This window comes from Methylorubrum sp. Q1 (assembly GCF_004683995.1).
In the GTDB taxonomy this organism is placed as follows: Bacteria; Pseudomonadota; Alphaproteobacteria; order Rhizobiales; family Beijerinckiaceae; genus Methylobacterium.
Genome location: NZ_SRHQ01000024.1, coordinates 51,556 through 73,920, shown reverse-complemented (window position 1 = coordinate 73,920; position 22,365 = coordinate 51,556). Strand labels below are relative to the sequence as shown.

21 protein-coding genes and 2 tRNA genes are annotated in these 22,365 nt (G+C 65.0%); 14 read left to right on the top strand and 9 right to left on the bottom strand.

What is annotated here, in order from left to right; translation table 11 throughout:
- Positions 1-27: 27 nt before the first annotated feature.
- Genes E4V01_RS20415 through E4V01_RS20405 form a run of 3 tightly spaced genes read left to right on the top strand, consistent with a single transcriptional unit; the run spans position 28 to position 3,085 of the window.
- Positions 28-474: a hypothetical protein gene (locus E4V01_RS20415; RefSeq protein ID WP_193763253.1), complete on the top strand. Its 447-nt coding sequence runs from the start codon at positions 28-30 to the stop codon at positions 472-474.
- Between the two features lie 2 nt (positions 475-476).
- Positions 477-2,066: a phage portal protein gene (locus E4V01_RS20410; RefSeq protein WP_135299598.1), complete on the top strand. Its 1,590-nt coding sequence runs from the start codon at positions 477-479 to the stop codon at positions 2,064-2,066.
- Positions 2,063-3,085 (top strand): S49 family peptidase, encoded by a 1,023-nt coding sequence (locus E4V01_RS20405; protein WP_135299597.1) that lies wholly within the window; start codon positions 2,063-2,065, stop codon positions 3,083-3,085. The genes E4V01_RS20410 and E4V01_RS20405 overlap by 4 nt, the downstream gene beginning before the upstream one ends.
- A gap of 82 nt (positions 3,086-3,167) precedes the next feature.
- Here the strand turns inward: E4V01_RS20405 and E4V01_RS20400 are convergent, their stop codons facing one another.
- A complete protein-coding gene (locus tag E4V01_RS20400; RefSeq protein ID WP_193763252.1) occupies positions 3,168-4,007 on the bottom strand; it encodes a hypothetical protein in 840 nt (279 codons plus the stop codon).
- Between E4V01_RS20400 and E4V01_RS20395 the strand changes: the two genes are divergently transcribed.
- From E4V01_RS20395 to E4V01_RS20365, 7 genes are all read left to right on the top strand, one after another.
- Positions 3,993-4,226: an AlpA family transcriptional regulator gene (locus E4V01_RS20395; protein WP_135299595.1), complete on the top strand. Its 234-nt coding sequence runs from the start codon at positions 3,993-3,995 to the stop codon at positions 4,224-4,226. The genes E4V01_RS20400 and E4V01_RS20395 overlap by 15 nt on opposite strands.
- 283 nt (positions 4,227-4,509) lie before the next feature.
- Positions 4,510-5,289: a hypothetical protein gene (locus E4V01_RS20390; RefSeq protein WP_135299594.1), complete on the top strand. Its 780-nt coding sequence runs from the start codon at positions 4,510-4,512 to the stop codon at positions 5,287-5,289.
- A 64-nt stretch (positions 5,290-5,353) separates the two neighbouring features.
- The gene (locus E4V01_RS20385) at positions 5,354-6,016 is read left to right on the top strand and encodes a hypothetical protein (protein WP_135299593.1); all 663 of its coding nucleotides are present in this window, start codon (positions 5,354-5,356) and stop codon (positions 6,014-6,016) included.
- Complete coding sequence (locus E4V01_RS20380) at positions 6,013-6,264, top strand: phage tail assembly protein (protein ID WP_135299592.1); 252 nt, start codon at positions 6,013-6,015, stop codon at positions 6,262-6,264. The genes E4V01_RS20385 and E4V01_RS20380 overlap by 4 nt, the downstream gene beginning before the upstream one ends.
- 4 nt (positions 6,265-6,268) lie before the next feature.
- Entirely contained in the window at positions 6,269-9,934 is a 3,666-nt protein-coding gene (locus tag E4V01_RS20375) for a phage tail tape measure protein (RefSeq protein WP_135299591.1), read from the top strand.
- A gap of 116 nt (positions 9,935-10,050) precedes the next feature.
- The gene (locus E4V01_RS20370) at positions 10,051-10,884 is read left to right on the top strand and encodes a hypothetical protein (RefSeq protein WP_135299590.1); all 834 of its coding nucleotides are present in this window, start codon (positions 10,051-10,053) and stop codon (positions 10,882-10,884) included.
- Positions 10,885-11,141: 257 nt separating this feature from the next.
- On the top strand, positions 11,142-11,876 hold the full coding sequence (locus E4V01_RS20365; protein WP_135299589.1) for a DUF3800 domain-containing protein: 735 nt from the start codon (positions 11,142-11,144) through the stop codon (positions 11,874-11,876).
- Positions 11,877-12,259: 383 nt separating this feature from the next.
- Here E4V01_RS20365 and E4V01_RS20360 read toward each other — a convergent pair whose 3' ends face one another.
- The 6 genes from E4V01_RS20360 to fdxA all read right to left on the bottom strand — a co-directional run bounded on the left by E4V01_RS20360 (position 12,260) and on the right by fdxA (position 17,591).
- A complete protein-coding gene (locus tag E4V01_RS20360; protein WP_245517623.1) occupies positions 12,260-13,336 on the bottom strand; it encodes a tyrosine-type recombinase/integrase in 1,077 nt (358 codons plus the stop codon).
- Positions 13,337-13,612: 276 nt separating this feature from the next.
- Positions 13,613-13,689: transfer RNA gene (locus E4V01_RS20355), tRNA-Arg, on the bottom strand.
- A gap of 45 nt (positions 13,690-13,734) precedes the next feature.
- Positions 13,735-13,811: transfer RNA gene (locus E4V01_RS20350), tRNA-Pro, on the bottom strand.
- A 1,175-nt stretch (positions 13,812-14,986) separates the two neighbouring features.
- The gene (locus tag E4V01_RS20345; protein ID WP_056201366.1) at positions 14,987-15,859 is read right to left on the bottom strand and encodes an RNA polymerase factor sigma-32; all 873 of its coding nucleotides are present in this window, start codon (positions 15,857-15,859) and stop codon (positions 14,987-14,989) included.
- A 283-nt stretch (positions 15,860-16,142) separates the two neighbouring features.
- Complete coding sequence (locus E4V01_RS20340) at positions 16,143-16,733, bottom strand: CarD family transcriptional regulator (protein WP_060771135.1); 591 nt, start codon at positions 16,731-16,733, stop codon at positions 16,143-16,145.
- A 519-nt stretch (positions 16,734-17,252) separates the two neighbouring features.
- The gene (gene fdxA, locus E4V01_RS20335; RefSeq protein WP_003599509.1) at positions 17,253-17,591 is read right to left on the bottom strand and encodes a ferredoxin FdxA; all 339 of its coding nucleotides are present in this window, start codon (positions 17,589-17,591) and stop codon (positions 17,253-17,255) included.
- Between the two features lie 483 nt (positions 17,592-18,074).
- Between fdxA and E4V01_RS20330 the strand changes: the two genes are divergently transcribed.
- The 3 genes from E4V01_RS20330 to greA all read left to right on the top strand — a co-directional run bounded on the left by E4V01_RS20330 (position 18,075) and on the right by greA (position 20,256).
- Positions 18,075-18,680 (top strand): hypothetical protein, encoded by a 606-nt coding sequence (locus tag E4V01_RS20330; protein WP_060771134.1) that lies wholly within the window; start codon positions 18,075-18,077, stop codon positions 18,678-18,680.
- Positions 18,681-18,772: 92 nt separating this feature from the next.
- On the top strand, positions 18,773-19,771 hold the full coding sequence (locus E4V01_RS20325; RefSeq protein ID WP_135299587.1) for an MDR family oxidoreductase: 999 nt from the start codon (positions 18,773-18,775) through the stop codon (positions 19,769-19,771).
- 20 nt (positions 19,772-19,791) lie between these two features.
- Positions 19,792-20,256: a transcription elongation factor GreA gene (gene greA, locus E4V01_RS20320; RefSeq protein ID WP_135299586.1), complete on the top strand. Its 465-nt coding sequence runs from the start codon at positions 19,792-19,794 to the stop codon at positions 20,254-20,256.
- A gap of 121 nt (positions 20,257-20,377) precedes the next feature.
- Here the strand turns inward: greA and E4V01_RS20315 are convergent, their stop codons facing one another.
- Together E4V01_RS20315 and E4V01_RS20310 are read right to left on the bottom strand one after the other, a co-directional pair.
- The gene (locus tag E4V01_RS20315) at positions 20,378-21,322 is read right to left on the bottom strand and encodes a ribose-phosphate pyrophosphokinase (RefSeq protein ID WP_003599505.1); all 945 of its coding nucleotides are present in this window, start codon (positions 21,320-21,322) and stop codon (positions 20,378-20,380) included.
- 169 nt (positions 21,323-21,491) lie between these two features.
- Complete coding sequence (locus tag E4V01_RS20310; RefSeq protein ID WP_003599504.1) at positions 21,492-21,719, bottom strand: DUF4170 domain-containing protein; 228 nt, start codon at positions 21,717-21,719, stop codon at positions 21,492-21,494.
- Positions 21,720-21,846: 127 nt separating this feature from the next.
- On the opposite strand from E4V01_RS20310, the gene E4V01_RS20305 reads away from it, so the two are divergent.
- Positions 21,847-22,311 (top strand): hypothetical protein, encoded by a 465-nt coding sequence (locus E4V01_RS20305; protein WP_135299585.1) that lies wholly within the window; start codon positions 21,847-21,849, stop codon positions 22,309-22,311.
- Positions 22,312-22,365: the final 54 nt, after the last annotated feature.

Genomic DNA, 22,365 nt, shown 5'->3' with positions numbered 1-22,365 from the left:
GGTATCCCCTCGCCGCACAGTCGCGGCATGGAACAGCCCAGCTATCGCCGTCGCCGCAAGCCCAAGCCGGGGCGGATCAGCCGCATCACAGTCCCCGACGGCGTGTCCCCTCACGTCAAGCTCGTGTTCGCCGAGATGCAGAGGCAATCGCTGACGTACGGGCAGGTTGCTGAGCGGAGTGGGGTTCTTCTTCCCACCCTCAAGGCGTGGCGACACAAGAATGCCCCCGGCCTGGATTCGCTCGGAGCCGTGCTTGATTCCCTCGGCTGGACCTTCGTGCCAGTCCCCCGCGAGGAGGTTCTTCCCGAAGATATGCGCGCCGGCTTGGCGGAAATCGCGGAGCGCTACGGCATGAGCATGCCCGAGACGATCCAGGGATTGATTTCGGTCATCACCGGCATTCACGACGGACTGTCGGAGCCGGTCGCATCGGAGCCGTCCGAGCCTCCGACCGAGCCCGCCGCGGCAGCCTGAGCATGCCGCCCGCCCCCCTCACCCTGCCGACCCCGACGCTGCTCGATCGCACGATCATGGCGGTCGCGCCGGAATACGCCGCCCGGCGCTACCGCGCCCGCGTAGCAATGACCTTCGCCGGGCAGTATGCCGGGGCGAAGTCGAACAAGACCGCCCTGAAGGCGTGGCGGACGTTTGCCGGCTCGGCTGACGCGGACGCTCTCGGCGACCTTCCCGCCCTGCGGGCACGCTCGCGCGACCTCCGGCGCAACAATCCTATCGCGGCGGGCGCCGGTCGGACGGGGCGCGCGCACACTGTCGGCGCCGGCCTGGCTGTCCGCTCCACGATCAACCGCGATATCCTCGGGCTGTCGGTCGAGCAGGCGAACGCGTGGGAGAGGAAGACCGAGACCCTATTCGACCTGTGGGCGCGCTCGAAGTCGTGCGACGTGTCCATGAAGCAGAATTTCTACCAGCTTCAGGGTCTTATCTTCGACGCGGTGTGGGACAGCGGCGACTGCCTGATTCTGCGCCGCAAGCCGAAGACCGCCGCCGTGGTGCCGCTGGCGCTGTCCGTGATCGAGGCGGACCGGATCGCGACGCCGACCGACAAGCAGGCCGACCCCGACGTTCGCTCCGGCGTGCGCGTCGACGACGACGGAATGGCCGTGGCATTCTACGTGCTTCACGATCATCCAGGCGACTTCGTCTCGCAAACGGCGTTCGATTACACGGAAGTTCAGGCTTACGGCAAGAACTCCGGCGAGCGCATGGCGCTCCACGTCTACCAGAAGCACCGGCCGTACCAGACGCGCGGCGTTCCTGAGCTTGCGCCGATCATCGAGATTTTGAAGCAACTTGACCGCTATTCCGAAGCCGAGATCATGGCCGCGGTCGTGTCGAGCTTCTTCACGGTCTTCCTGAAGACGAATGACAACTCGTCGCTCCCGAGCGGAGAAAGTGTGCCGGGCATGTCGACCGGCGCCGACGAAGTCGTGATGGGGCCGGGCTCGGTCATGAGCATCGGTTCCGACGAGGATGTCGTGACGGCCAACCCCGGTCGTTCGAACAGCAACTTCGACGCCTTCTTCTCGGCGATCGTGCGTCAGATCGGCGTCGCGCTCGGCATCCCCTACGAACTGCTTATCATGCACTTCACGGCGTCTTACACGGCGTCGAGGGCGGCGATCGAGATCGCGACGAAGTTCTTCGCCGAGCGCCGGGACTGGATCGTCAGCGACCTTTGCGATCCGGTTTACGAGTGGTTCGTCTCGACGGCGATCCTCTCCGGCCTGATCGAGGCGCCGGGCTTCTTCGAGAGCCCCGCGCGGCGGGCCGCGTGGCTCGGCACCAACTGGATTCCTCCGACCGGCCTCGTGCTCGATCCCGTTAAGGAATGGGAAGGCGACAAGGCCGGCATCGACCTCGGCGCGACCACGCTCGAAGAGGTCACGCTGAAGCGGACCGGCGGCGACTGGAAGGCCAAGACCGAGCAACGGTCCCGCGAGCACGCCGCTCGCGTCGCGGTCCGCCTGGAACCGCCGGTCCTCGGCGTGAAGCCAGAGCCGGCCGAGCGACGCGAGCCCGCCCCCCGCGATACGAAAAGGAAATGACGATGACGATCGTGTTGGATGCGGCGATCGGCTTCGCGTGGGCGATGGAAGAGATCGCCCTGACGCGGCTCTTCGAGATCGCCGCGCGCGAGCACCCGATCACCCCGCAAGCGCTCGAAGCCTACAGGGCTGAAGCCCTGGAACGGGGTGAGCGCGCCACGGTGCGAAATGGCGTCGCGATCCTGCGGGTCGAGGGGCCGTTGTTCAAGCGTGCCAGCCTCATGACGGAACATTGCGGAGCGACCTCCTACGATGTGCTCCGGCGCGACCTCGCGACCGCTGTCGGCAATCCTGGCGTTCGTGCGATCCTGCTCGCGATCGACTCTCCCGGCGGCGAGGCGGCCGGCTGCGCCGAGTTCGCGGCGGCCGTGGCGGACGTACGCGGCCGGAAGCCGATCGTCGCTTACGTGGCCGACGTGGGCGCCTCGGCGGCCTACTGGATCGCCTCGGCCTGCGATCGGATCATCTGCGGCCCGAGCGCGGCGCTCGGCTCGATCGGCGTGCGTATGAGCATAGCGGACACGCGCGACCGGGATGCGCGCTCCGGCGTGCGCCGCTTCGACTTCGTGTCCTCGCAGTCCCCTTTCAAGGTCAACGACCCGGCGACCGAAGACGGTAACGCCAGGATCAAAGCGCGTGTCGACGCGCTGGCTCAGGTCTTCGTCGACGCCGTGGCCGACAATCGCGGCGTCTCGGCGGCTCAGGTCCTCGACGGCTTCGGCCGGGGCGATGTGTTGATCGGCGCCGCGGCGGTCGCCGCAGGCATGGCCGACGGCCTCGGCACCTTCGAGTCGGTGCTCGCCGACCTCGCGTCGTCGAAGCCGCTTGTGCCCCGGTCCTCTCGACCGCAGCCGCCTCGTGCGAGCTTGCCGGCGCCGGCTCCGAAGGTGGCGGTAACGCTGCCTGTCGTGCCGGCACCGCGTCAGCTTTCCGCGGCCGAGATCGAGAAAATCGAGACCGAGTATGCTGTTCTCGCCATGCTCAAAGCCCGTCGGTTAGCTCTAGGCGAAGGCGAGTGATCAGCAATCATGTCGGCGGAGGTGAAGCTTTTCAACAGCGTTTTCCGCCCCAATTATGCTCAGTGAATAAAATATTTTTACTTCACATTCTCGATGTTCCTAAATGTTCGTCCAATATCTGAGTGAAACTCAAGCCTTTCGACTGCCCCTTTTCAATCATTCGAGTGGCACGTTCAAACGTTTCCATGAAATCTTTGTACATCTTTTTGCCAATTGCTATCTGATGATCGAATGGCAGAGATTTTATGTTGTCGCGGATCTGCTTGAACAGGGCTGCACGCTCGGCGTTCTCGTCGACCTCTTTTATGCCTATTTCGTCATAAGCTAGTTCATCCGTCCAGTAGTCGAACGCCTTCATTTTTAGGCTCAAATCTCCAGAGATTCTCCTAAAAAGTATGACCGCAAAAACTATTATTATCATGCCTTGAATGGGATGATGTGATTGAAGAAGAGCGTCCGGGTCTTTGTCGGCATGTTTAAGGAAATTGGCTATGCCGGACATTGATTTCCAGCCTTCGCGACCAATCAATTCGTCAATCTGTTTCGAAAACCCGTCACCACTTTTGTGCGGGTATAGATCGAACAGTACCTTGAATGCAGAATATGCGAGGTTGTGAACAGATAGACTATCTTTGTTATCAAAAAATAGATCTATAGCAGTTTCTATTAGTCGGCGAGCGCCTTCCAATTTGTCGATGTTATGAGTCGAGGTCATGCCGAATGCGCCTGAATCGATCGCTGTGATCCGGTGTTTAAGTCCAAATTTCGATTCTTGATAGGTGGCAGGGTGTGCCGCCAACTGACCCAGTAAGCTCGTTGGATTGGACCACAGGGCGATCAAAACACCCCCGACATCTGTCGCGAATGGCGCAAGTATCGTCGTCATTGGAGACGAGGATACCGGCACATGAGGTCCCAGCACGAGCGTTGCCTGACAAGGGATGACCTATCCCGAATGCTCGGCGTCAGCGCACGGACGGTGCAACGCCTTGAGCGCGAAGGCAATGGACCGAAGCCGATGCGCCTCGGCTATCGCACCGTTCGCTACCACCCCGACGAGGTCGCGCAGTTCATGAATGGCATCGGCGTCTCGGCGCCGGCCGAGCTTCGCCCCGGCTTCGACCTCCCCGCCGGTCGGTGAGGGGGCAACAATGGCTTATTCAGATCGAGCAGTTTTCGACGCCTTCGTGAAGTCGAACGCGGACAGCCGAGAGGCGAGCCGCCAAGCCCGCCTTGCGGCGGCAGCTGGCAGCCCGGCCGCGCCTGATGCTGATGTGGACGCTGCTGTGGCGGCGATCCTTACGGCCGGCGGCCACGCGGCTCCCCAATCGCCCAAAACCTATCCCGCCACCCCCGAAGGTGCCGCGCAGGCCGTGCTTGATGCTCGCGCCCTCGCCCTCGGCCTCCTCAACTGAGTTCGTCCCATGCCCTCCTTTCTCAGCACCGTCTTCGGCCGCAAAAAGCCGACCGTGGCAACGGCCGCTTCTGCCATTACTGATCTCGAAGTGCAGCTTCAGGCCCTCCCCGGCCGGATCGCCGACGCTCAGTCCAAGCTGAAGAACCTCGCTGACCTGAACGACGAGGAGCACGCTGCTGCCGAAGCTGAAGTCGCCACCGCCCGGCGCGAGGAAGCCCGCCTTGCTGCACAGATCGAGCAGCTTCGCGCCGCACATGCCGTGGCGGCCAAGGCCGAGGCGGCGGCTGCCCTCCGAGACCGCGCCGCTACCGCTCAAAAGCGTGTCGATCGCGACCACCTGCCCCTGATCGAGCGTTACGAGGCCAAGGCTCGCGAGATCGTCGAGATCGCGGGAGAGCTTCGGGCGATCGAGGTCGAGGTCGAGCAGGCGAACCGGGCGATTGCTCTGGCTCGGCGGGTGGAACCCGAGGGCGCGCACCCTGATCCGGTCGTGGGTCCTACGGCAAAGTTTCGAATGATCCCCGATGTCGTCGAGCCAGATCGTGAAGTGATCGACGAGGTCTGGTATGATTACGATCACGATTCTGGATATAGCCCCGCAAGTGTTTTCAGAATCGGCGAGGATGGAAAGCGTATTCCGGTAAACGGCACTAGACAACTGAGGAAAGTCAAACGAGTCATCAAGGGCGAGACGCACAAGGGTCGCGCTACGCCCTGCCCGACCTACGGCTTGCGACTTCCCGGCGCTCGGCTCGACGCCCCGGCCTTCTGGCCGATGCCGAAGTGATGATCGGGGGCAAAGCCCCTGTCTTCCCCCCCCTATATCCGTCCGATTTCCAACCGAGAGAGCTATGTCGTTCCTCACCGATCTCTTTGACGGCAAGACGCCGACCGTCGCGATGGTGGCCGCGGCTATCGCTGATCTTGGAGCGCAGCTTCCATCTGCCTCGACACGGATCGCGAGCGCCAGGGCAGCGCTCGGCAACGTTGCCGATATGAGCGACGACGAGCACGCCGCTGCGGACGCTGAACTCGCCACGGCCCTACGTGCCGAAGTCCGGCTCCGGGCGCAGATCGCGCATCTCGAAACCGTTCGGGAGCACGCGGCCAAGGAAGAGGCCACCGCTCAGGCGCGGGCCGACGCTGAAGCCCTCCGCGCCCGTGCTGCTGCCGCTCAGAAGCGGGTTGATACTGAGCACATGCCTCTGATCGCCAGATACGAGGCCAGGGCGGAGGAGGTTGCCGAGATCGCCGCGGCGCTTCAGGCGATCGAGACGGAGGTCGCCGAGACCAACGAAGCCATCGCGCGGGCTCGGAAGGCCGACCCGGCCGGCTCGCATCCCGAGCTTGTCATCGACTCCACGGCGCGCTTTCGCACCGAGGATGACAGCGCTCGCGAGCCGAAAGATTGGAGGCGGCCGAGAGGGCGGACGCTGCTGCCGCCAACCTACGGCCTGAGCTTGCCCGCCGCCCGGATCGATGCCGCGGCTTTCTGGCCGAGGACTGCCCAATGAACGCGCCGACGCAAATCACGCTCTCCAAGCCGCTCCTGATCGAAGGCGTGTTGCACACTTCGATCCCGATCCGGCCGCCGACGAACCTCGATATCGCTTCCGTTGGGTTGGCCTACGTGACGCCATACGCACGCGGAAGAGAGCTTATCCTGCGCGTCACCGGCGGCAACCGGAAGCTTCTGGTTGCTTTGGTGCCGGAGGATAAAAAGAAGGTCAACGACTACCTCGAACAGCACTGGCCGGAGTAGCGCTGTGTCAAAAAAGTTCAGCGTCTTCGTCGAGATCGGCGGTAAGCTCAACAACAGCTTGCCGGACGCGGCTGCGAAGGCCGAGGGGATTCTTGCCCGCATCGGCCGGCGCATGGCGGCAGTCAACGCCGGCACGTCTGGCACTTTCGCGCGCGCGGCTCAGAGCCTCGACACGGCCGGCAAACGGATCGGCGAGGCCGGGCGAACCGCGACCTCGCGCATCTCTGCCCCCACCGGCCTGCTTGCCTTCGGCGCTGGTAGGATGGCCTTCGAGTTCGAAAAGGCGGGCAATGCGCTCGAAGCGCTGGGCGATGTCACTTCCGCACAGCGGAAGGAATTCGAGTCATTCGCCAATGAACTGAACAAGAAGTATCCGCAAACCTTGACTGGTATCATCAATACCGGAAACGAGATGCTGAAGGGCGGCTTCAGCTTCGAGCAGATGAAGGGGGCGCTCGATCAAACGCTGAAGACTGCCGTGCTCGGCGACATGGCGCCGGCCGAGGTCGGCAACATGATGGCGCGAACGATCAACTCGTTCCAGCTTCCGATGAAGACCTACGAAGAGGCCATGCGCTCTTCGCAGCGCGTCTCCGATCAGATGACCTTCGCTGCGGTGCGAACCACGGCCTCCCTGAAGGACATGGGCGAAGCGTATCGATACGTCGGCGGCGCGGCGTCCGCTGGCGGCATCTCGTTAGAATCCACCACCGGTTTGCTAATGGCAATGGCAAAGAACGGGTCGGTCGGTTCCGATGCCGGTGTGGCGCTCCGCTCCGCGATCGTGCGGCTCGTGAAGATGCCGCCCAAGGCGCTCGGGGCCCTCGAAGCGGCGGGCATGAAGCTGGGGGACTATGTCAGCGGCGGTCGGAAGGTGACGGCCGATAACGTGCTCTCCGGTCTTAAGGCCGATGGCATCGACGGGAGCCCGGTCAAGAAGCAGATTGAGGCTGCCCTGAACAACAAGGCGCTCGTCGGCTCTCCGGTGAAGCTGGCCGCACATATCACGAAGCTCGTTCAGGGTGCCATGAACAGCGCCGGGAGCGCGATTGATGCTTCGACCATTGCGCAGAGCGTTCAGGACTCGATCACGGTCTCTGGATCAAAAATCGATATAACCAAGTTTTTCACCGACCTTACAACTCGCTTTAACAGCGGCAAGATCGGTCTCGGGCATATCGCGACGATCTTGGAAGGCAGACATGCCTCAAGATACATGGCAATCATGCAGTCGAACCTTGCGGACTTGATCAAACAGGTCGAAACCGAATCCGCAGGCTACGCCGAATCGCGCTACGCGATCATGCTGAAGGGCATCGTCGGCCCTGTCTACGAATTGAGCGCCGCGCTCGAAAAGCTCTCGGTTGCGCTTGGACGGGCTTCGTTCCCGACGCTCGCGAAAGGCATTTCAGCGTTCGCCGGCGGGGTTGGGCGCCTCTCGGAGTCGACCCCCGGCATGCTGAAGTTCGCGGCTGCGGTCGGCATCGGCGCGGTAGCCCTCGGCCCGTTCCTGATCGCCGCAGGCGCAACGGTCCGTGTCACCGGACTGCTCGTGCGAGGACTCGGGTTGCTCGGGACCGCTGCAACGTTCGGGTTGGCGACCCGGCTCGTCGCCGTGGCGTCCGGCATCAAGGCCATCGCCGTGGCGTCGACGCTGGCGGCCGTGGGGCGCCTTCGTGCGCTTGCGGCGGGGATCATCGCGCTCGGCGCCGTCGGCGGCTCTCGGGCCGTCCTGGCGGCCCTGGCCGGCTCGGTTGCAATGCTCGGTCGCGCGATCCTGGCGCTTCCGCTCGTGATGCTGAAGGGCGCACTCGTCGGGATTGCGGCGCTCTTCTCGCCGATCGGCATTGCGGTCGCGGCCGTGACGACCGCGCTCGCGGCCCTCGGCCTGTGGGTCTACAACAACCTCGGCGGGATCGGGACCTTCTTCACGTCATTCGGCGACGCCTTCATGAAGGCGCTCGGACCGGAGGCGTCGCAGAACATCACGACTATCGTCGGGTGGCTCAAGCAGGCGTGGCAGTGGGTCAACAACCTGCTCGGGCCGATCGACGAGACGGGCAAGAAGTGGGCGTCTTGGGGCACCGCGGCGGGCGCGGCGGCGGGCGCGATCGTGACCGCCCTCACCGGCCTACCGGAGAAGATCGGCGCGCTCGCCAAGCAGGGCTATGACGCGCTCGTGAACTTCGAGTGGGCCGCGGCTGGCAAGGCGCTCGTTGACAAGATCGCCTCTGGCATCACCGGAGCGGCCGGCGCGCTTGCGGAGGCGCTGAAGGGTGCGGTCTCGGGCGCATGGGAGGCGGCGAAGAAAAATCTCGGTTTCGGCGGCTCGGCGGCTGAGGCAGCGAAGCCGCAGGCCGCGGTGCCCGGCACAAAGCTGGAAGCCCGCGCGCTCGGCGGTCCGGTCCGTGGCGGGCAACCCTATCTCGTGGGCGAGCGCGGCCCGGAAATCTTCGTGCCGAGCGCGGCGGGCCGAATCGAGACGAACGGTGTCCTCAACTCGCTCTCGAAGGCAGGCGGCCGAGCCACGGGCGCCAATGGCCTGACGGTCGGCGTTGATGCGACGGCGATCGAGGAAGCGGGTAAGACGGCGAAGGCGGCCGGCGCCCAGCTTCACGCCGCGCTCGATGCCACTCGCAAGCCGGTCGTCGATACGTCCTCGATCGACGCGGCGACGGCGGCGGCCGAGCGGCTGAAGGCGGTCCTCGCTACCGTCGGCGCGGGAAACATCAGCCTCGGCGGCCAGGGCGGGGCGGGCGGCGCTGCTGCCTCGACTGCCGCTCGCGTCGGTCGGTCGCTCGTTGGCCCTGGCAAGGGCAACGGCCGCGCCTTCACCGGCAAACTCAACGAGCGGGACATGAACCCCGAGGTCGTCGCCTACATCCGGGCGGCGGCGGCTGTGCGCGGGATCAACCCGAACACGGCCCTCGCGGTGGCCGACGGCGAGGGACTGCGCGGCTTCGGCCCGAATCGGCCGGTCGTCGGCGATCAGGGCACGTCGCACGGCCCGTTCCAGCTTCACTACTCGGGCGGGACCGGCGCCAACCGAGCGCGCGGCCTCGGCGACGCCTTCACGAAGGCGACCGGGCTCCACGCGCGCGACCCGTCGACCTACAAGGCTCAGGTCGACTATGCGCTCGATCACGCCGCCAAGCACGGCTGGAAGGCGTGGTATGGCCGTGCCCACCACAAGGTCGGAGTATGGGACGGCATCGGGAAGAGCCCGGCAGCCAAGCCTGCCGCGGCGGCTGTGAAGGCAGTGCCGAAAACCGAGCCCGTGGCCCTGGCTGGCGCTCGGGCGATGGGCGGCCCGGTCTCCCGCGGCCTGTCCTATCTCGTCGGCGAGCGCGGCCCTGAAATCTTCACGCCCGGCGCGAGCGGCGGCATCTCCACGAACTCGACGCTCAACCGGCTTGCTGACATCGGCAGTCGGACGGTGCCGGCCGACGAGGGCGGACGCTCTCCCTCGATCGCGCCATCGCCGAAGACCGTCGCCGAGCTTCGGCCGCAGGGCGGCAGCATCAGCACGCGCGGCGATACCAGCATCCACAACGAGTGGCATATCCACGGCGCTGACAACCCCGCGCACGTTCAGCGTCAGGTCGAGGCGAGGTTCGCCGACATGATCCGGCAGCATGAATCGGAGCAGCGCGGGCTTTTGAGCGACTGAGTGGCGACGCCGGCCGCTCCCCGCCTTATGAGCAGGAGCGGCCGGCGCAAGGGCGAGCGAGACTGCCGCCGCGACTCCTGCCACTCTCCCGGCGCCATGCGGCGGGAGAATCGGCGGTGCGGAAGAACTCGATACCGGGCGTGAAGGTCGTGCGGACCAAGCAGGCCGACGGCAGCACCGCAGCGTATTTTTATCACCGGGCGACCGGCCAACGGCTACGTGGGGAGCCGGGATCGCCGGAGTTCCGGCAGGCGCTTGAGGAAGCGGATCGGCAGGCCGAGGCCGATCAGGCGCCGGCTGCCGCCGTCCTCACGATCGGGGACCTCGTGAGCGCCTATCAGGCTGCGCCGGCTTGGACCTCGTTGAAGCCGAGCACGCGCGAGACCAATCAATTCCACATCGCGGCGATCCTGCGGGCCTTCGGAGACATGACTCTTGCCGAAGCTGCTCAGGAGCCGGCGCGCGCTGCCCTTCTCGGCTGGCATGCCGAGCGTGGCGTCGAGCACCCGCGGGATGCTGATGCTCGGCTCTCGTGCCTGTCCCGCATCCTGGCGTTCGCCGTTACCACCGGCCTGCTCGATCGGCATCCTCTGCCCCGCTTCGAGCGCGCCTACACGCCGAAGCCGCCGACTGTCGCCCCGTTGCCGACTTCTCTCCGGCCCGGCGAGGTCGCGGTGATCCTGGCGCCACGCCTGCTCTCGAAGGCCCTCGCAGCGAGCTATTGCGACGTGACTCCCGCCCGGTTCGATCGCTGGCGCAAGGACGGCATGATGCCGGACCCGCTGCCCGGAACCGCTCGATGGGACCGCGTCGATATCGATGCGGCGATTGAGGACATGAAGAAGCTCGGCAAGCTCACGGCGCCGGCCAAGGCTGCGCCTCCTTCCGTCGAAGAAGACCCTCTCGCCGCGTGGTTGGCGAAGAAAGGACCGAAGCCGTGGAAGGCGTGAAGATCGTCCGCCCGCCCCAAGCTCGTGGGTGCCGCTTCGCTTCGGCCGGCGGGCGATTCGGCAACCCAACCGCTGCGCGCCTAGCCACATTAGTAAATCAGTAAGAGTGACGCGCGGATCACGCCCACTTCGAGCCATTTATGTTGCTGAGAAAATTGGCTAAATGGCCGTGTCCACAGGGTAGGAGCGTTTTTTGTTGCTCCTTCCTGATTTGAATGGTTAGCCTTTTATCTTTCCGGCGCCACTAAGAAATACGAATGCCGCGGGTTGCACCTGAACCATCGCAGATTTCAAACATCTATGTCGATGAATCGAGTCAAACAAAGCACAAATATCTGGTGCTTGGCGGGATAATACTGCCTAGTGAAAGCTGCGATGGGCTAGCAGAGAGCATATGGGCTGCTAGGCAGCCAGAATTGCCAAAAGGAGAGATGAAGTGGGTCAAGGTCTCCCGATCGAAGCTTGATGCTTATTTGAGAGTGGTCGACACGTTCTTCGATCGAAAGGACATCAATCGATTCGAGTTTCACTCATTGATTGTCGACACTCATAAGCTGAATGATAGAAAGTACAACCAGGGCTGTCGAGATACTGGTTTTAATAAAGAAATATATCAACTTCTGATGAAATTTCGGAGGCTGCACAGCGGGTGTCTATTTCATGTTTATCCAGATCGTCGAAGCACCAAAAATGCGCCTGAAGACTTGAGGGTTATAGTCAATCGCGGCGCACTGAAATCTGGCGACCGTCGAGATTATCCGTTTAGACGAATTCACTTCAGGGATTCGGATGCTGAGGTAGCCCTTCAGCTAGTGGATTTGTTGATTGGTGCCATAGCTTACCGCCTGAACGGACACGATCAGGCGCCCGATGCATCTCAAGCAAAGCGGTCGCTGTGTGAACATGTGCTCGCGAGGGCAGGCATAAAAGACGTTATGAGAGATACCGCAGCTTCGGGACGCTTCACTATTTGGCATCGCCGGCTACGTTGATGTCTCGCAGCCCTAGACCCATTGGGTCGCCGCCTTGGGCGGGTCCACTGCCGAGGCAGTGGCTTCGGGCTGCGAGAGTGCAAATGAACATAGGGGGATCGTGGCCTATTGCAAGTAGGCCACAGTAGGGCGTGCGATATCGGGAATAACGCATTGCTATCAGCGAATTATCGCATTTTTCTGAGATTTTAATTGGATTTTAATCCACAGGCTGCCGCCTTTTCGGCGGCTTCTCGGCGGACCGAGCCTGATTGGTATCTTGGCTCCGGCTTGAACCTAGAAGTCTGGCCGTATCGCAAGATGCGAAGTACGTGCTCAGTAGGCGAGTGGTTTGGGTGGCGCTGAGCGTCCGGCCCATTCGGTGCCAGCCCCGTCCGCCCGCCTTACGAGGCAAGCCGAAGCTCAAGTTTCGCGATGGCGCTCTTCGCGAGGACGTTCGTCCGCGCGAGATACCGTTCAAGAATCTTCGTCGCGCTCGCGAGCGTGTGGCCGGTGATCGAGCAGATTTCCGGCACCGTGCATCCCGCCTCGGCGAGCATGGTCACGGCCGTCCCGCGGATGTCGTGGAAGTGAAGGTCTTCCTCGATCTCGGTTTGCAGGAACGCCGCCCGCCAAGCGTGCTTGAACGCTTCGATCGTCCAGGGGTGCCCGCCAGCCGAGTTCAGGATCGATAGGGCGCCGAGGTCCGCTCTCGCAGCCTTGGCCGTTCTGGCGGCCCTGAGCGCATTGAGGACGGCCTTCAACGCCTCCGTGCAAGGGATGAAGACCTTCGCCCCGGTCTTGGACTGCTGAAGCCGAATCGCCTCGCCGTCATACTGCGACCAGCGGAGCGCGATCAGATCGCCGCGGCGCTGGCCGGTGTGGAGCGCCACGAAGGCCGCGAGCCGGATCGGCTCGCTCGCCGTGGCGTTGAGCTTGGCGAAGTGCTCGGGAAGCCATAGGATTTCCGAGCGGTCGACCTTGTAGACCCGCTTGAACGTCGACAGCGGGTGCCGATCGATGATCTCGCGATCGAAGGCGAACTTCAGGATTCGGGCGAGCCGGGTCAGCTTCGCGTCGGCGGCGCGCGGCGTGTCCTCGGCCATGTCGTCGCGCCATTCGAGGAAGACGGACCGGGCACCCTTCCGCTCGACGGCCGCGAGCGGCATTTCGCCGAACGCCTTCTCGATCGCGTTGATGTTGAATTGCTCGATCTCGCGCGTGCTCGCGGCGAGGTCCTTCCAGTCCGGCGCACCCTGATATTGGCGGATCAGGCTGCCGATCGTCGGGACCTCGACCGGCGGTGCCTTGTCGGCCTCGACCTGTCGGTTCAGCCCTTCGAGGGCGAGCTTGAACGCGGTCGAGTTCGGATCGGCCGGCAGCCGCATCCCCGTCGCCCGGTGATAGTAGTACGTCGCGCGCTCGCCGCTTGCGAGCTTCGAGCGGACGATCTTCACGCCTGGAAGCGAGCTTTGAGGCACCTTCGATTCTCCCCCTGGATGGCGGGAGAAGAGTGGCAGATGGTGCGGCATCAGTCCCGATGAGCTTCGGGCCGTTGGGCTTTGATGGATGCTTCGCCGCTGTGAAGGCCGCTCGGGAAAGCACCCGTGCCGGCCCTGATGGACGGACCCGCCGACATGCGACGACCGGAAACGCCATCGCGCGCGGCCAACCGTCCGCCGCTTACAGATGCTTACTTTCGGAGAGTTTCTGTAAGCACCCCGTCCCCGCTACGGGAGGTAAGTACCTGAAGTAAATGGCGCGCCCGAAAGGATTCGAACCTCTGACCCCCAGATTCGTAGTCTGGTGCTCTATCCAGCTGAGCTACGGGCGCCCTTTTTACGTCTTAACGCCCTTGCGGGGCGTTTCTCTTCTTTCTTGGTCGGAGTGGCAGGATTTGAACCTGCGACCCCCACGTCCCGAACGTGGTGCGCTACCAGACTGCGCTACACTCCGATGCCGGCCCCCGAGGGCCGACGAGCGGGCTTATAGCCGGCACTTTTCGCGGTCGCAAGCGGGTCGGTGCGCTTCGTGGCCCTTATTGCGCGGCAAGGACGGCGTTTCACCCTCGAAATTCGGCAATTTTGGGAGTAAGCTTCTGACAAATATGGGTATTTAAAAATCAGCGTTTTGCCCGAAGGCGTCGCGTCATAGCCGAACCGGGCCACACCGCGTCCCTTGCGAGCAAAGGCCTTGTCGCGTCTGGACGCTATGACCGCGACGGTTGGCATCTGCGCGGTCGCATCACGCTCCGCTGTGCGGCCCCTGCCGCGATCGGTGATGGGCGCGTCAAGCCCGAGGCAGGCCTCCGGCTTGGCAGGGGCCGAAGCGCGTCCGCGTCTCTACCTGCGGCATGAATGGCCGGCGCCGTCTGCGTGACTGGCACGCGGCCGGCGAGATCGACCGGAGCCGGGCGTGTCTGGGCAGTGTCCGCCGTCACGGCCAACGAGGGGAGACCCTGCCGGCGGCCCGAGCCCAACGAACCGGGGCAAGCCGGGCACGAAGCGCCACCTCGTCACCGACGCGTGCGCCCGTCGCTCGGTCTGAGGCCGACAGGCGCCAACCGGCAGGACGGCCCGCAGATGGCGCCTCCTCGATGTCGTGCCTGCATACCCGGCAGCGACCGACCCGGAGGGTCGCGTCGGCGCCCAGATCGACTGCACGTCGGCAGGGCCTATGATGCCAGGGCACGCCGACAGGAATGCCGGGCGCGTGGGATCGCGCCGCGCAGCCTCCCACAACGGTATCAGGAGCGGTTAAAAGCTCGGCCGTCGCGGTGGGGTGCGGAGCGTTCCGATGTTTGGTTTAACTGCTTCCGCCGCCCCATCGGATATGAGGGCCAGGCTGCAATCTACGAGGCTTTCACCGCCCTTCTGCCAGCCTCATCATTTGCAACCAGATCAAGCAGTTCTGTTAGATGCTCTTAAACCCTTTGGGGCGGCTGAAGATTGCGGGTTTACGCACAAGTCGGGAGTATAGATACGGCAAGCCGGGGGCAGGTCGAAGGCCGTGAGACGGCGGGAACGGGTGGCTCGGTCCGTCGAGCGGTCGGCCCTCTCCTCTCGATCGCAGTCTGAAACGCGAAAGGGCGGCACATTTGTGCCGCCCTTAATCAGATCTGCCTCGATCAATCAGGCGTAGACGCTGCTCGGTGCTTGCGGGAACTTCTCGGCGAGTGCCCGACGCAGCTTTTCCAAGGCGCGGTTCTCGATCTGGCGGACGCGCTCCTTCGAAATGCCGAGGCGATGGCCCAGCGCTTCCAGGGTGGCCTGATCCTCGGCGAGGCGCCTTTCCCGCAGGATCCGCAATTCACGCTCGGAGAGCACCGTCAGGGCCTGTCGCAGCCAGACCAATCGCCGCTCGCCATCGACCAGGGCCGAGACCGTTTCGTCAGGCAGGGCGGCATTGTCGACCAGAAAGTCCATGCGCTCGGAGGACGCCTCGCTCTCCTCACCGACCGGGGCGTTCAGCGACATGTCCGGGCCCGACAGGCGCGCATCCATGAGCGCCACGTCCTCGCGTGAGACGCCGATCGCGGTGGCGATCCGTCCGTGGATCTCGGAGCCGACCTGCTCCTCGGTCGATTGCATCAGCCGGGCGCGCAGGCGGCGCAGGTTGAAGAACAGGGCCTTCTGCGCGGAACTCGTTCCGCCGCGCACGATCGACCAGTTGCGCAGGATGTAATCCTGGATCGAGGCGCGGATCCACCACGTGGCATAGGTGGAGAAGCGGACTTCGCGCTCCGGCTCGAACCGAGCCGCGGCCTCCATCAGGCCGACATGGCCCTCTTGGACGAGGTCGGCCATCGGCAAGCCGTAATGGCGGAAGCGGCCGGCAAGCGCGATCACGAGGCGCATATGCGCGGAGATCAGACGGTGCAGGGCACGCTCGTCGCGCGCTTCCTTCCAGGCCACCGCCAGCCCACGCTCTTCATCCCTCGCAAGGAACGGCGCCTCCATCGCTGTCCGAATGAACTGACGCCGCATCCCCGCGATCTCTGCCATCCCCGCCTCTCTCGTTCGAGCATTCTTGGTTCGAGCGTTTCGGATCGACGCGCATCGGCCCCGTTGGTCGGCGACATGCCGGACAGGACGATGGCGCAAGCCATCCGTGGCAGAGGCACAACACATCCATGCGACGCTTGTTCCCTGCGGGCGCGTAACGTCGGAGACGAAAGGATCAAGAGCTGTACGGGCGGCGCATGAAAAAAGGGCCCGGCGTGGCGCTGGGCCCTCTGGTTCGCATTTGCGAATCGTGCAGCGATCTGATTCGCCAACCGAAGCCGTCTCAGGCGGCCTCTTCCTGCACGTCGTCCTCGCCCTCGGCATCGGCTTCCGCATCGGCCTTGGCGCGGCGCGGCGATTTCGCGAGGCTCTGTTCGATCAGCTTGAGCGCTTCGGTCTCGGTGATCTTGTTCACCGAAGAGATTTCGCGCACGACGCGGTCCAGGGCGGCTTCGTAGAGCTGACGCTCGCTGTAGGACTGCTCGGGCTGGGCCTCGGAGCGGTAGAGGTCGCGCACCACCTCGGTGACCGAGATCAGGTCGCCGGAATTGATCTTGGCCTCGTATTCCTGGGCGCGGCGCGACCACATCGTGCGCTTGATGCGGGCGCGGCCGGTCAGCACGTCGAGGGCCTTCTTGACGAGTTCCGGCTCGGCGAGCTTGCGCATGCCGACGCTGTTGGCCTTCGCGGTGGGAACGCGCAGGACCATCTTGTCCTTTTCGAACGAGACGACGAACAGTTCGAGTTTGTAGCCCGCGATCTCCTGCTCTTCGATCGCGGTGATCCGCCCGACGCCGTGCGCCGGATACACGACCGCCTCGCCGGTCTTGAAGCCTTGGCGGCCTGCTACCGTCGTCTTCTTGGCTGTGGTCATGCGGAATGAGCCTCCACTGTCATCCACGCGGGGCGCGTCCACGCCCGCACGCTCGTCACCTCCGGGGCGGGACACCCGGCGCATACCTCTGTCCGACGGCGCGCCGTCAAGGCGCTGGCCGGTTCCCGGGTCTCGCGTTGCTCACACCACACGAAGGCACCCACCGGGAGCGAGATGCTTCCGGCGGTCGATCGCAGCCAACCTCTTTTCCAGGAAGACGGAACTCGCTTTGAGGGCGATCAGGAGGGGGCGCATCGGGCGTGAGCGACGGCGAGCCCTTATGTAACACGAACGGGCCGGCGAATCAAAGGATTGCCGGCGCGCGAGCGCATCTCCGCAGGGGAGGATCGAAGGTTTTTCGCGGCTCGAAAAGAGCGTCGCCGGGACTTCCGGTGGATCTTTCGAGGGAGGCTGTGATGCGTTCGGATCATGGCCCCGGATGAACCGCCTGCGACGAGAGGCCGCCGCGTTTCCAGGGCCTGCCCCACCGTGCTGCCTGTGAGCGCAGGGCGGAGGGTCTCAGTCGCCGGAGCCGGGATTGGGCGAGAAATGGGCCTCCAGCTTGCCGCTCACGCCATCCCATTGCTTGGCGTCGGAGGGTGCGTCCTTCTTCTGGGTGATGTTGGGCCAGGTCTTGGCGTAGTCGGCGTTGAGCTTCAGCCAGCTTTCCAGATCGCCCTCGGTGTCGGGCTTGATCGCCTCGGCGGGGCATTCCGGTTCGCAGACGCCGCAATCGATGCATTCGTCGGGATGGATGACGAGCATGTTCTCGCCCTCGTAGAAGCAATCCACGGGGCACACCTCGACGCAGTCCATGTACTTGCACTTGATGCAGTTGTCGGTGACGACGTAGGTCATGGGCCGTTCGGTCCTTAAATCCGCGTGCCTGGGTGGGGGCTTGCCTGGGCGGGGTCGGGCGCGCTCCTCACCGGCCCGTCACCCGCTCGCGGATGCGATCCCCTCGTGCGGCGGTTTCACGCGTTCCGGACGCCGCCGCCGCCGCCCGATTTGGAAGCGCTCTAGCCCTTGGCCGATGGGCTGACAAGCGCGCCCTGCCGCCCGCCCTCCCCTGCGCGGCGCGAAGGGTTTTTCGGCAACGCCCCCGCCGCCGTCTCCGATCCGGCGCGATCCCGCCGGTCGGCTGGATTTTGAAGTCGAAGCCCGATGTTTAGATCTGCGTAGTCTTAGTCATTGGTTAATTTTACTGTATTTGACAATCGAGCTTGTCCGGCAGGCAACCTTGGCCGCACTCTGTACGTCGAATGTTATGCCACGCTGAGGCCCGCACGGGACTCGCGGCGGCGTCGAAATCGTATCGAAGTCGCGTTCCGAGGTTGTTCCATGGCCATCCCCCTGCCCCGATCGAGCCTGTTCCCGTCCCTTGCCGTCGCCTCGATGATCGCCCTTTCCGCGCCCGCGCAAGCCGGGGGCGGCTGTGTCAGCGCGGAGTGCTACCGCCGCGTCGTGACGCCGCCGGTCTACGATACGGTCGCGGAGCGGGTGCTGGTCCAGCCGCCGCGCACCGTCTACCGCACCACGCCGCCGATCTACGACACGGTGTCCGAGCGGGTGCTGGTCGCCCCCGGAGCGCGCCGTTGGGAGACGCGCATGGATGCCTACGGCCAACTCGTCGGCTGCTGGGTGACCACGCCGCCGCGCTACGCGGTGCAGACCCGCCGCGTACTGGTGCGGCCGCCGGAAGCGATCCCGCACACCCTGCCGCCGGTCTACACCACCACGCAGCGCCGGGTGCTGGTGCAGCCCGCCCGCGCTGCCTGGGTGCCCGCGGGCGGGCCGGATTTCGGGCCCGGCCCCGGCGATGGCCCCGGCTATGGCCCTCTTGGAGTCGGGTCGATCCCGGACGCCCTCGGCATCGCCGGCGCCTCCTCCGCGGACGTGGCGGTGGGCCTCGGCTTCTCGCAGGGCAGTATCTACGACGGCTATTGAGGCCCGTTGCCACGTCGTCTTTGCTCGGCGGCCTTGATTCGAGGCCGGCTCGCCGTAGCTCCCTTCCCGACGCGAGACGGGAGGAGCGGACCATGGCGGCGTTCAGGGCCTGGGTGATCGAGAAGGGCGAGGCCGGCCAGAGCCTCGCCCTGCGCGCATTCGACGAGGCCGACCTGATGGACGGCGACGTCACCGTGCGGGTCTCGCATTCGGGCCTGAACTACAAGGACGGGCTCGCCATGACCGGCCGGATGCCGGTGGTCCGCCGCTTCCCCATGATCCCCGGCATCGATTTCGCCGGCACCGTCGAGGCCTCGGCGCATCCCGATTACAAGGTCGGCGACGCCGTGGTGCTCACCGGCTGGGGCGTCGGGGAGACCCATCTCGGCGGTCTGGCCGAACGCGCCCGGGTGCGCGGCGACTGGCTGGTGCCGCTGCCCGAGGGCCTGAGCCCGGCCGAGGCGATGGCGATCGGCACCGCGGGTTACACGGCGATGCTCTCGGTTCTCGCCCTGGAGCGGCATGGACTGAACCCCGAGGCCGGGCCGGCGCTGGTGACGGGGGCCTCCGGGGGCGTCGGATCGGTGGCGGTGGCGCTGCTGAAGCGCGCCGGCTGGCACGTCATCGCCGCAACGGGGCGAAGCGGCGAGGCCGATTACCTGAAAGGTCTCGGCGCGGCCGAGATCCTGGAGCGCGAGGCGCTTGCGGGCGAGCCGCGCCCTCTGGCCAAGGAGCGCTGGGCCGCGGGCATCGACGCGGTCGGCGGTCGGGTGCTCGCCAACGTCCTGTCCATGACGAAGGGCGGCGGTGCCATCGCCGCCTGCGGGAATGCCGGGGGCATGGATCTGCCGAGTTCGGTCGCTCCCTTCATCCTGCGCGGGGTCTCCCTGCTCGGCATCAACAGCGTGACGACGCCGCAAGGCCCCCGCCGCGAGGCCTGGGCCCGGCTCGCACGCGATCTCGACCGTGATCGGCTCAAGGCCATGACGCGGACGGTTCCCCTGGAAGAAGCGGGCGGCCTTGCCGAAACCCTGCTCGACGGTCAGGTGCGGGGCCGGACCGTCGTCGCCATCGGTGGAACCGCAGCCTAGGGTTAGGCATTGCATATTTTATGAGCAGAGCATTCGTCCGTGAGCCGGAAGGTGGCGAGGCCTTCGAGGATCTTCCCGATCGGCCCATCTCCTCCCACACCAACTACGTGACCCCCGAGGGCCTTGCGCAGATCGAAGCCGAGGTGGCGCGATTGGAGGCGGAGCTGTCCGGCCTCTCGCCGCAGCAGGACAAGGCCGACCACACCCGTGTTTCGCGCGATCTGCGCTATTGGACCGCGCGGAAGAACTCGGCCGAACCGGTCGAAGCGTTGGAGGGCGATACCGTGCGTTTCGGCGCGACGGTGACCGTGCTGCGCGAGGACGACACGCGGCAGACTTTCCGCATCGTCGGCGAGGACGAGGCCGATCCGACCGCCGGCTCGATCTCCTACGTCGCGCCGCTGGCCCAAGCGCTCACCGGCAAGGGCGTCGGCGACACCGTGACGGTCAACGACCACGAGTTCGAGATCGCCGCGATCCGCTGAGGTCGAAGGCTTCGAAAGGACAAGTCCTTTCGCGGGTCCAGGGCAGAGCCCTGGAGGAAGACCGGGGCGCTGCCCGGATATCTCGCCAAAGGGATGATCCCTTTGGAATCCCGCTACAGGCTCAGGTGAACAGGCTCGACACGCTCGATTCCGTCGCCGTGCGCCCGATCGCTTCGCCGAGCAGCGGCGCGATCGAGATCACGCGGATGTTGCGGGCGAGCTTGACCGCCTGCGTCGGCAGGATCGAGTCGGTGATGACGAGTTCCTTCATCCGCGAGGCGGCGATGCGCGAGACCGCGCCGCCCGACAGCACCCCGTGGGTGATGTAGGCCGAGACCTCCTTGGCGCCCGCGTTGAGCAGGGCTTCGGCCGCGTTCACCAGCGTCCCGCCGGAATCGACGATGTCGTCGACGAGGATGCAGGACTGGCCCTCGACGTCGCCGATGATGTTCATCACCTCCGATTCGCCCGCCCGCTCGCGGCGCTTGTCGACGATGGCCAGCGATGCGTCGATGCGCTTGGCGAGCGCACGGGCGCGCACCACGCCGCCGACGTCGGGCGACACCACCATGCGCTCGCCGGGCGCCAGGCGCTCCTTGATGTCGCGCACCATCACGGGGGCGGCGAACAGGTTGTCGGTGGGGATGTCGAAGAAGCCCTGGATCTGTCCGGCGTGGAGATCGAGCGTCAGCACCCGGTCGGCGCCGGCCTCGGTGATGAGGTTGCAGACGAGCTTGGCCGAGATCGGCGTGCGGCCCGAGGTGCGCCGATCCTGCCGGGCATAGCCGAAATAGGGGATCACCGCCGTGATGCGCCGTGCCGACGACCGACGCGCCGCGTCGATCATGATCAGCAATTCCATCAGGTGGTCGTTGGCCGGGAACGAGGTCGATTGGACGATGAACACGTCCTCGCCGCGCACGTTCTCCTGCAGCTCGACGAAGATCTCCATGTCGGCGAAGCGCCGGACCATGCAGTTCGCGAGCGGCAATTCGAGGTAGCCGGCGATCGCTTCCGCCAGCGGACGGCTCGCGTTGCCGGCGATGATCTTGATGGACGACGTCATGCCGGGCGTCTCTCGGCTCACTCTGCAAGTCATTCGCGGGACGCTACGCGAAACGATTACGTCCGAGACCGCACAAGCATCCGGCCGCGCGGCTCATACCAGTGGGGCCCAGCCCTCACAATGGCTTCGTTAGAAGGACTTCAGGGCGCGAAGCCCTGCCCCGCCCCCATCACGGTTCGAGCAGGCGGTGCAGGTGGACGATGAAGTAGCGGGTCTGCGCATTGTCGACGGTGGCCTGCGCCTTCGAGCGCCACGCGGTCTGGGCCGAGGCGTAGTCGGGAAAGACGCCGACGATGTCGAGATCCTTCACGTCGCGGAAGCGCACACCCGAGACATCCTCCAGCTCGCCGCCGAAGACGAGGTGGAGCTTCTGGTCCGAGTCGATCGTCGTGGTCACGCGTCTCTCCTGCGGGATGCCGGGGCCCGCCGCCGGTGAGGCAGGAGCCGTGCCGCTCGGTCGCAGAGGTGGCCGTGCCGGTCAAGGTGCCCGCCGCGCAAGGAGGGGATGATGCGGGAGCCTAAGGATGGTTGTCCTTGAGATGGACAATCCTTCTGGTTGTGAAGGCCTGATGTCTCGTAGTCTCGCGCGAGGCTCGAATCAGGAGGTTGCGATGGTCGAGCGCGGATGGCGATGGAGACTCCGCCGGAGGTTCGCTGAGCGTCCGATCCTGACTGCCGCTCAGCTCGCCTGTTTCGTGCTCTGGGTCGGCGTCGTCGGCTTGGGCACCTACTTGTCCTTCGCCCTGCCCTACTTCCCACCTCCCCCGGGCGCAAAGTGTTACTTCACCGATGCCCTAATCATCTTCATCGAGTGCCGAGATGGTTTTCCCACGTTGTGGTTGAACATTGCGTGGTGGTGGACTTGGGGAAGCTTCGTGACAGTCAGCTTCCTGCCCTTCTCCCTACCTGTCGCGTTGCCGGCGCTCGTGACGCTTGGCTTTGCGCTTGGGTTCGCTCGCTTGCTGTATCGCTTGCGCTGGACTTCATGAGGCGGGGGACGGCTCCGCGCTTGCCCAGTCGCTATAATTGAAGCCGCTCGGATG

Coding starts and splice junctions, on each gene's coding strand:
- E4V01_RS20415 (WP_193763253.1), top strand. CDS start 28: ATGGAACAGCCCAGCTATCGCCGTCGCCGCAAGCCCAAGCCGGGGCGG.
- E4V01_RS20410 (WP_135299598.1), top strand. CDS start 477: ATGCCGCCCGCCCCCCTCACCCTGCCGACCCCGACGCTGCTCGATCGC.
- E4V01_RS20405 (WP_135299597.1), top strand. CDS start 2,063: ATGACGATGACGATCGTGTTGGATGCGGCGATCGGCTTCGCGTGGGCG.
- E4V01_RS20395 (WP_135299595.1), top strand. CDS start 3,993: ATGAGGTCCCAGCACGAGCGTTGCCTGACAAGGGATGACCTATCCCGA.
- E4V01_RS20390 (WP_135299594.1), top strand. CDS start 4,510: ATGCCCTCCTTTCTCAGCACCGTCTTCGGCCGCAAAAAGCCGACCGTG.
- E4V01_RS20385 (WP_135299593.1), top strand. CDS start 5,354: ATGTCGTTCCTCACCGATCTCTTTGACGGCAAGACGCCGACCGTCGCG.
- E4V01_RS20380 (WP_135299592.1), top strand. CDS start 6,013: ATGAACGCGCCGACGCAAATCACGCTCTCCAAGCCGCTCCTGATCGAA.
- E4V01_RS20365 (WP_135299589.1), top strand. CDS start 11,142: ATGCCGCGGGTTGCACCTGAACCATCGCAGATTTCAAACATCTATGTC.
- E4V01_RS20345 (WP_056201366.1), bottom strand. CDS start 15,859: ATGGCAGAGATCGCGGGGATGCGGCGTCAGTTCATTCGGACAGCGATG.
- E4V01_RS20340 (WP_060771135.1), bottom strand. CDS start 16,733: ATGACCACAGCCAAGAAGACGACGGTAGCAGGCCGCCAAGGCTTCAAG.
- fdxA (WP_003599509.1), bottom strand. CDS start 17,591: ATGACCTACGTCGTCACCGACAACTGCATCAAGTGCAAGTACATGGAC.
- E4V01_RS20330 (WP_060771134.1), top strand. CDS start 18,075: ATGGCCATCCCCCTGCCCCGATCGAGCCTGTTCCCGTCCCTTGCCGTC.
- E4V01_RS20325 (WP_135299587.1), top strand. CDS start 18,773: ATGGCGGCGTTCAGGGCCTGGGTGATCGAGAAGGGCGAGGCCGGCCAG.
- greA (WP_135299586.1), top strand. CDS start 19,792: ATGAGCAGAGCATTCGTCCGTGAGCCGGAAGGTGGCGAGGCCTTCGAG.
- E4V01_RS20315 (WP_003599505.1), bottom strand. CDS start 21,322: ATGACGTCGTCCATCAAGATCATCGCCGGCAACGCGAGCCGTCCGCTG.
- E4V01_RS20305 (WP_135299585.1), top strand. CDS start 21,847: ATGGTTGTCCTTGAGATGGACAATCCTTCTGGTTGTGAAGGCCTGATG.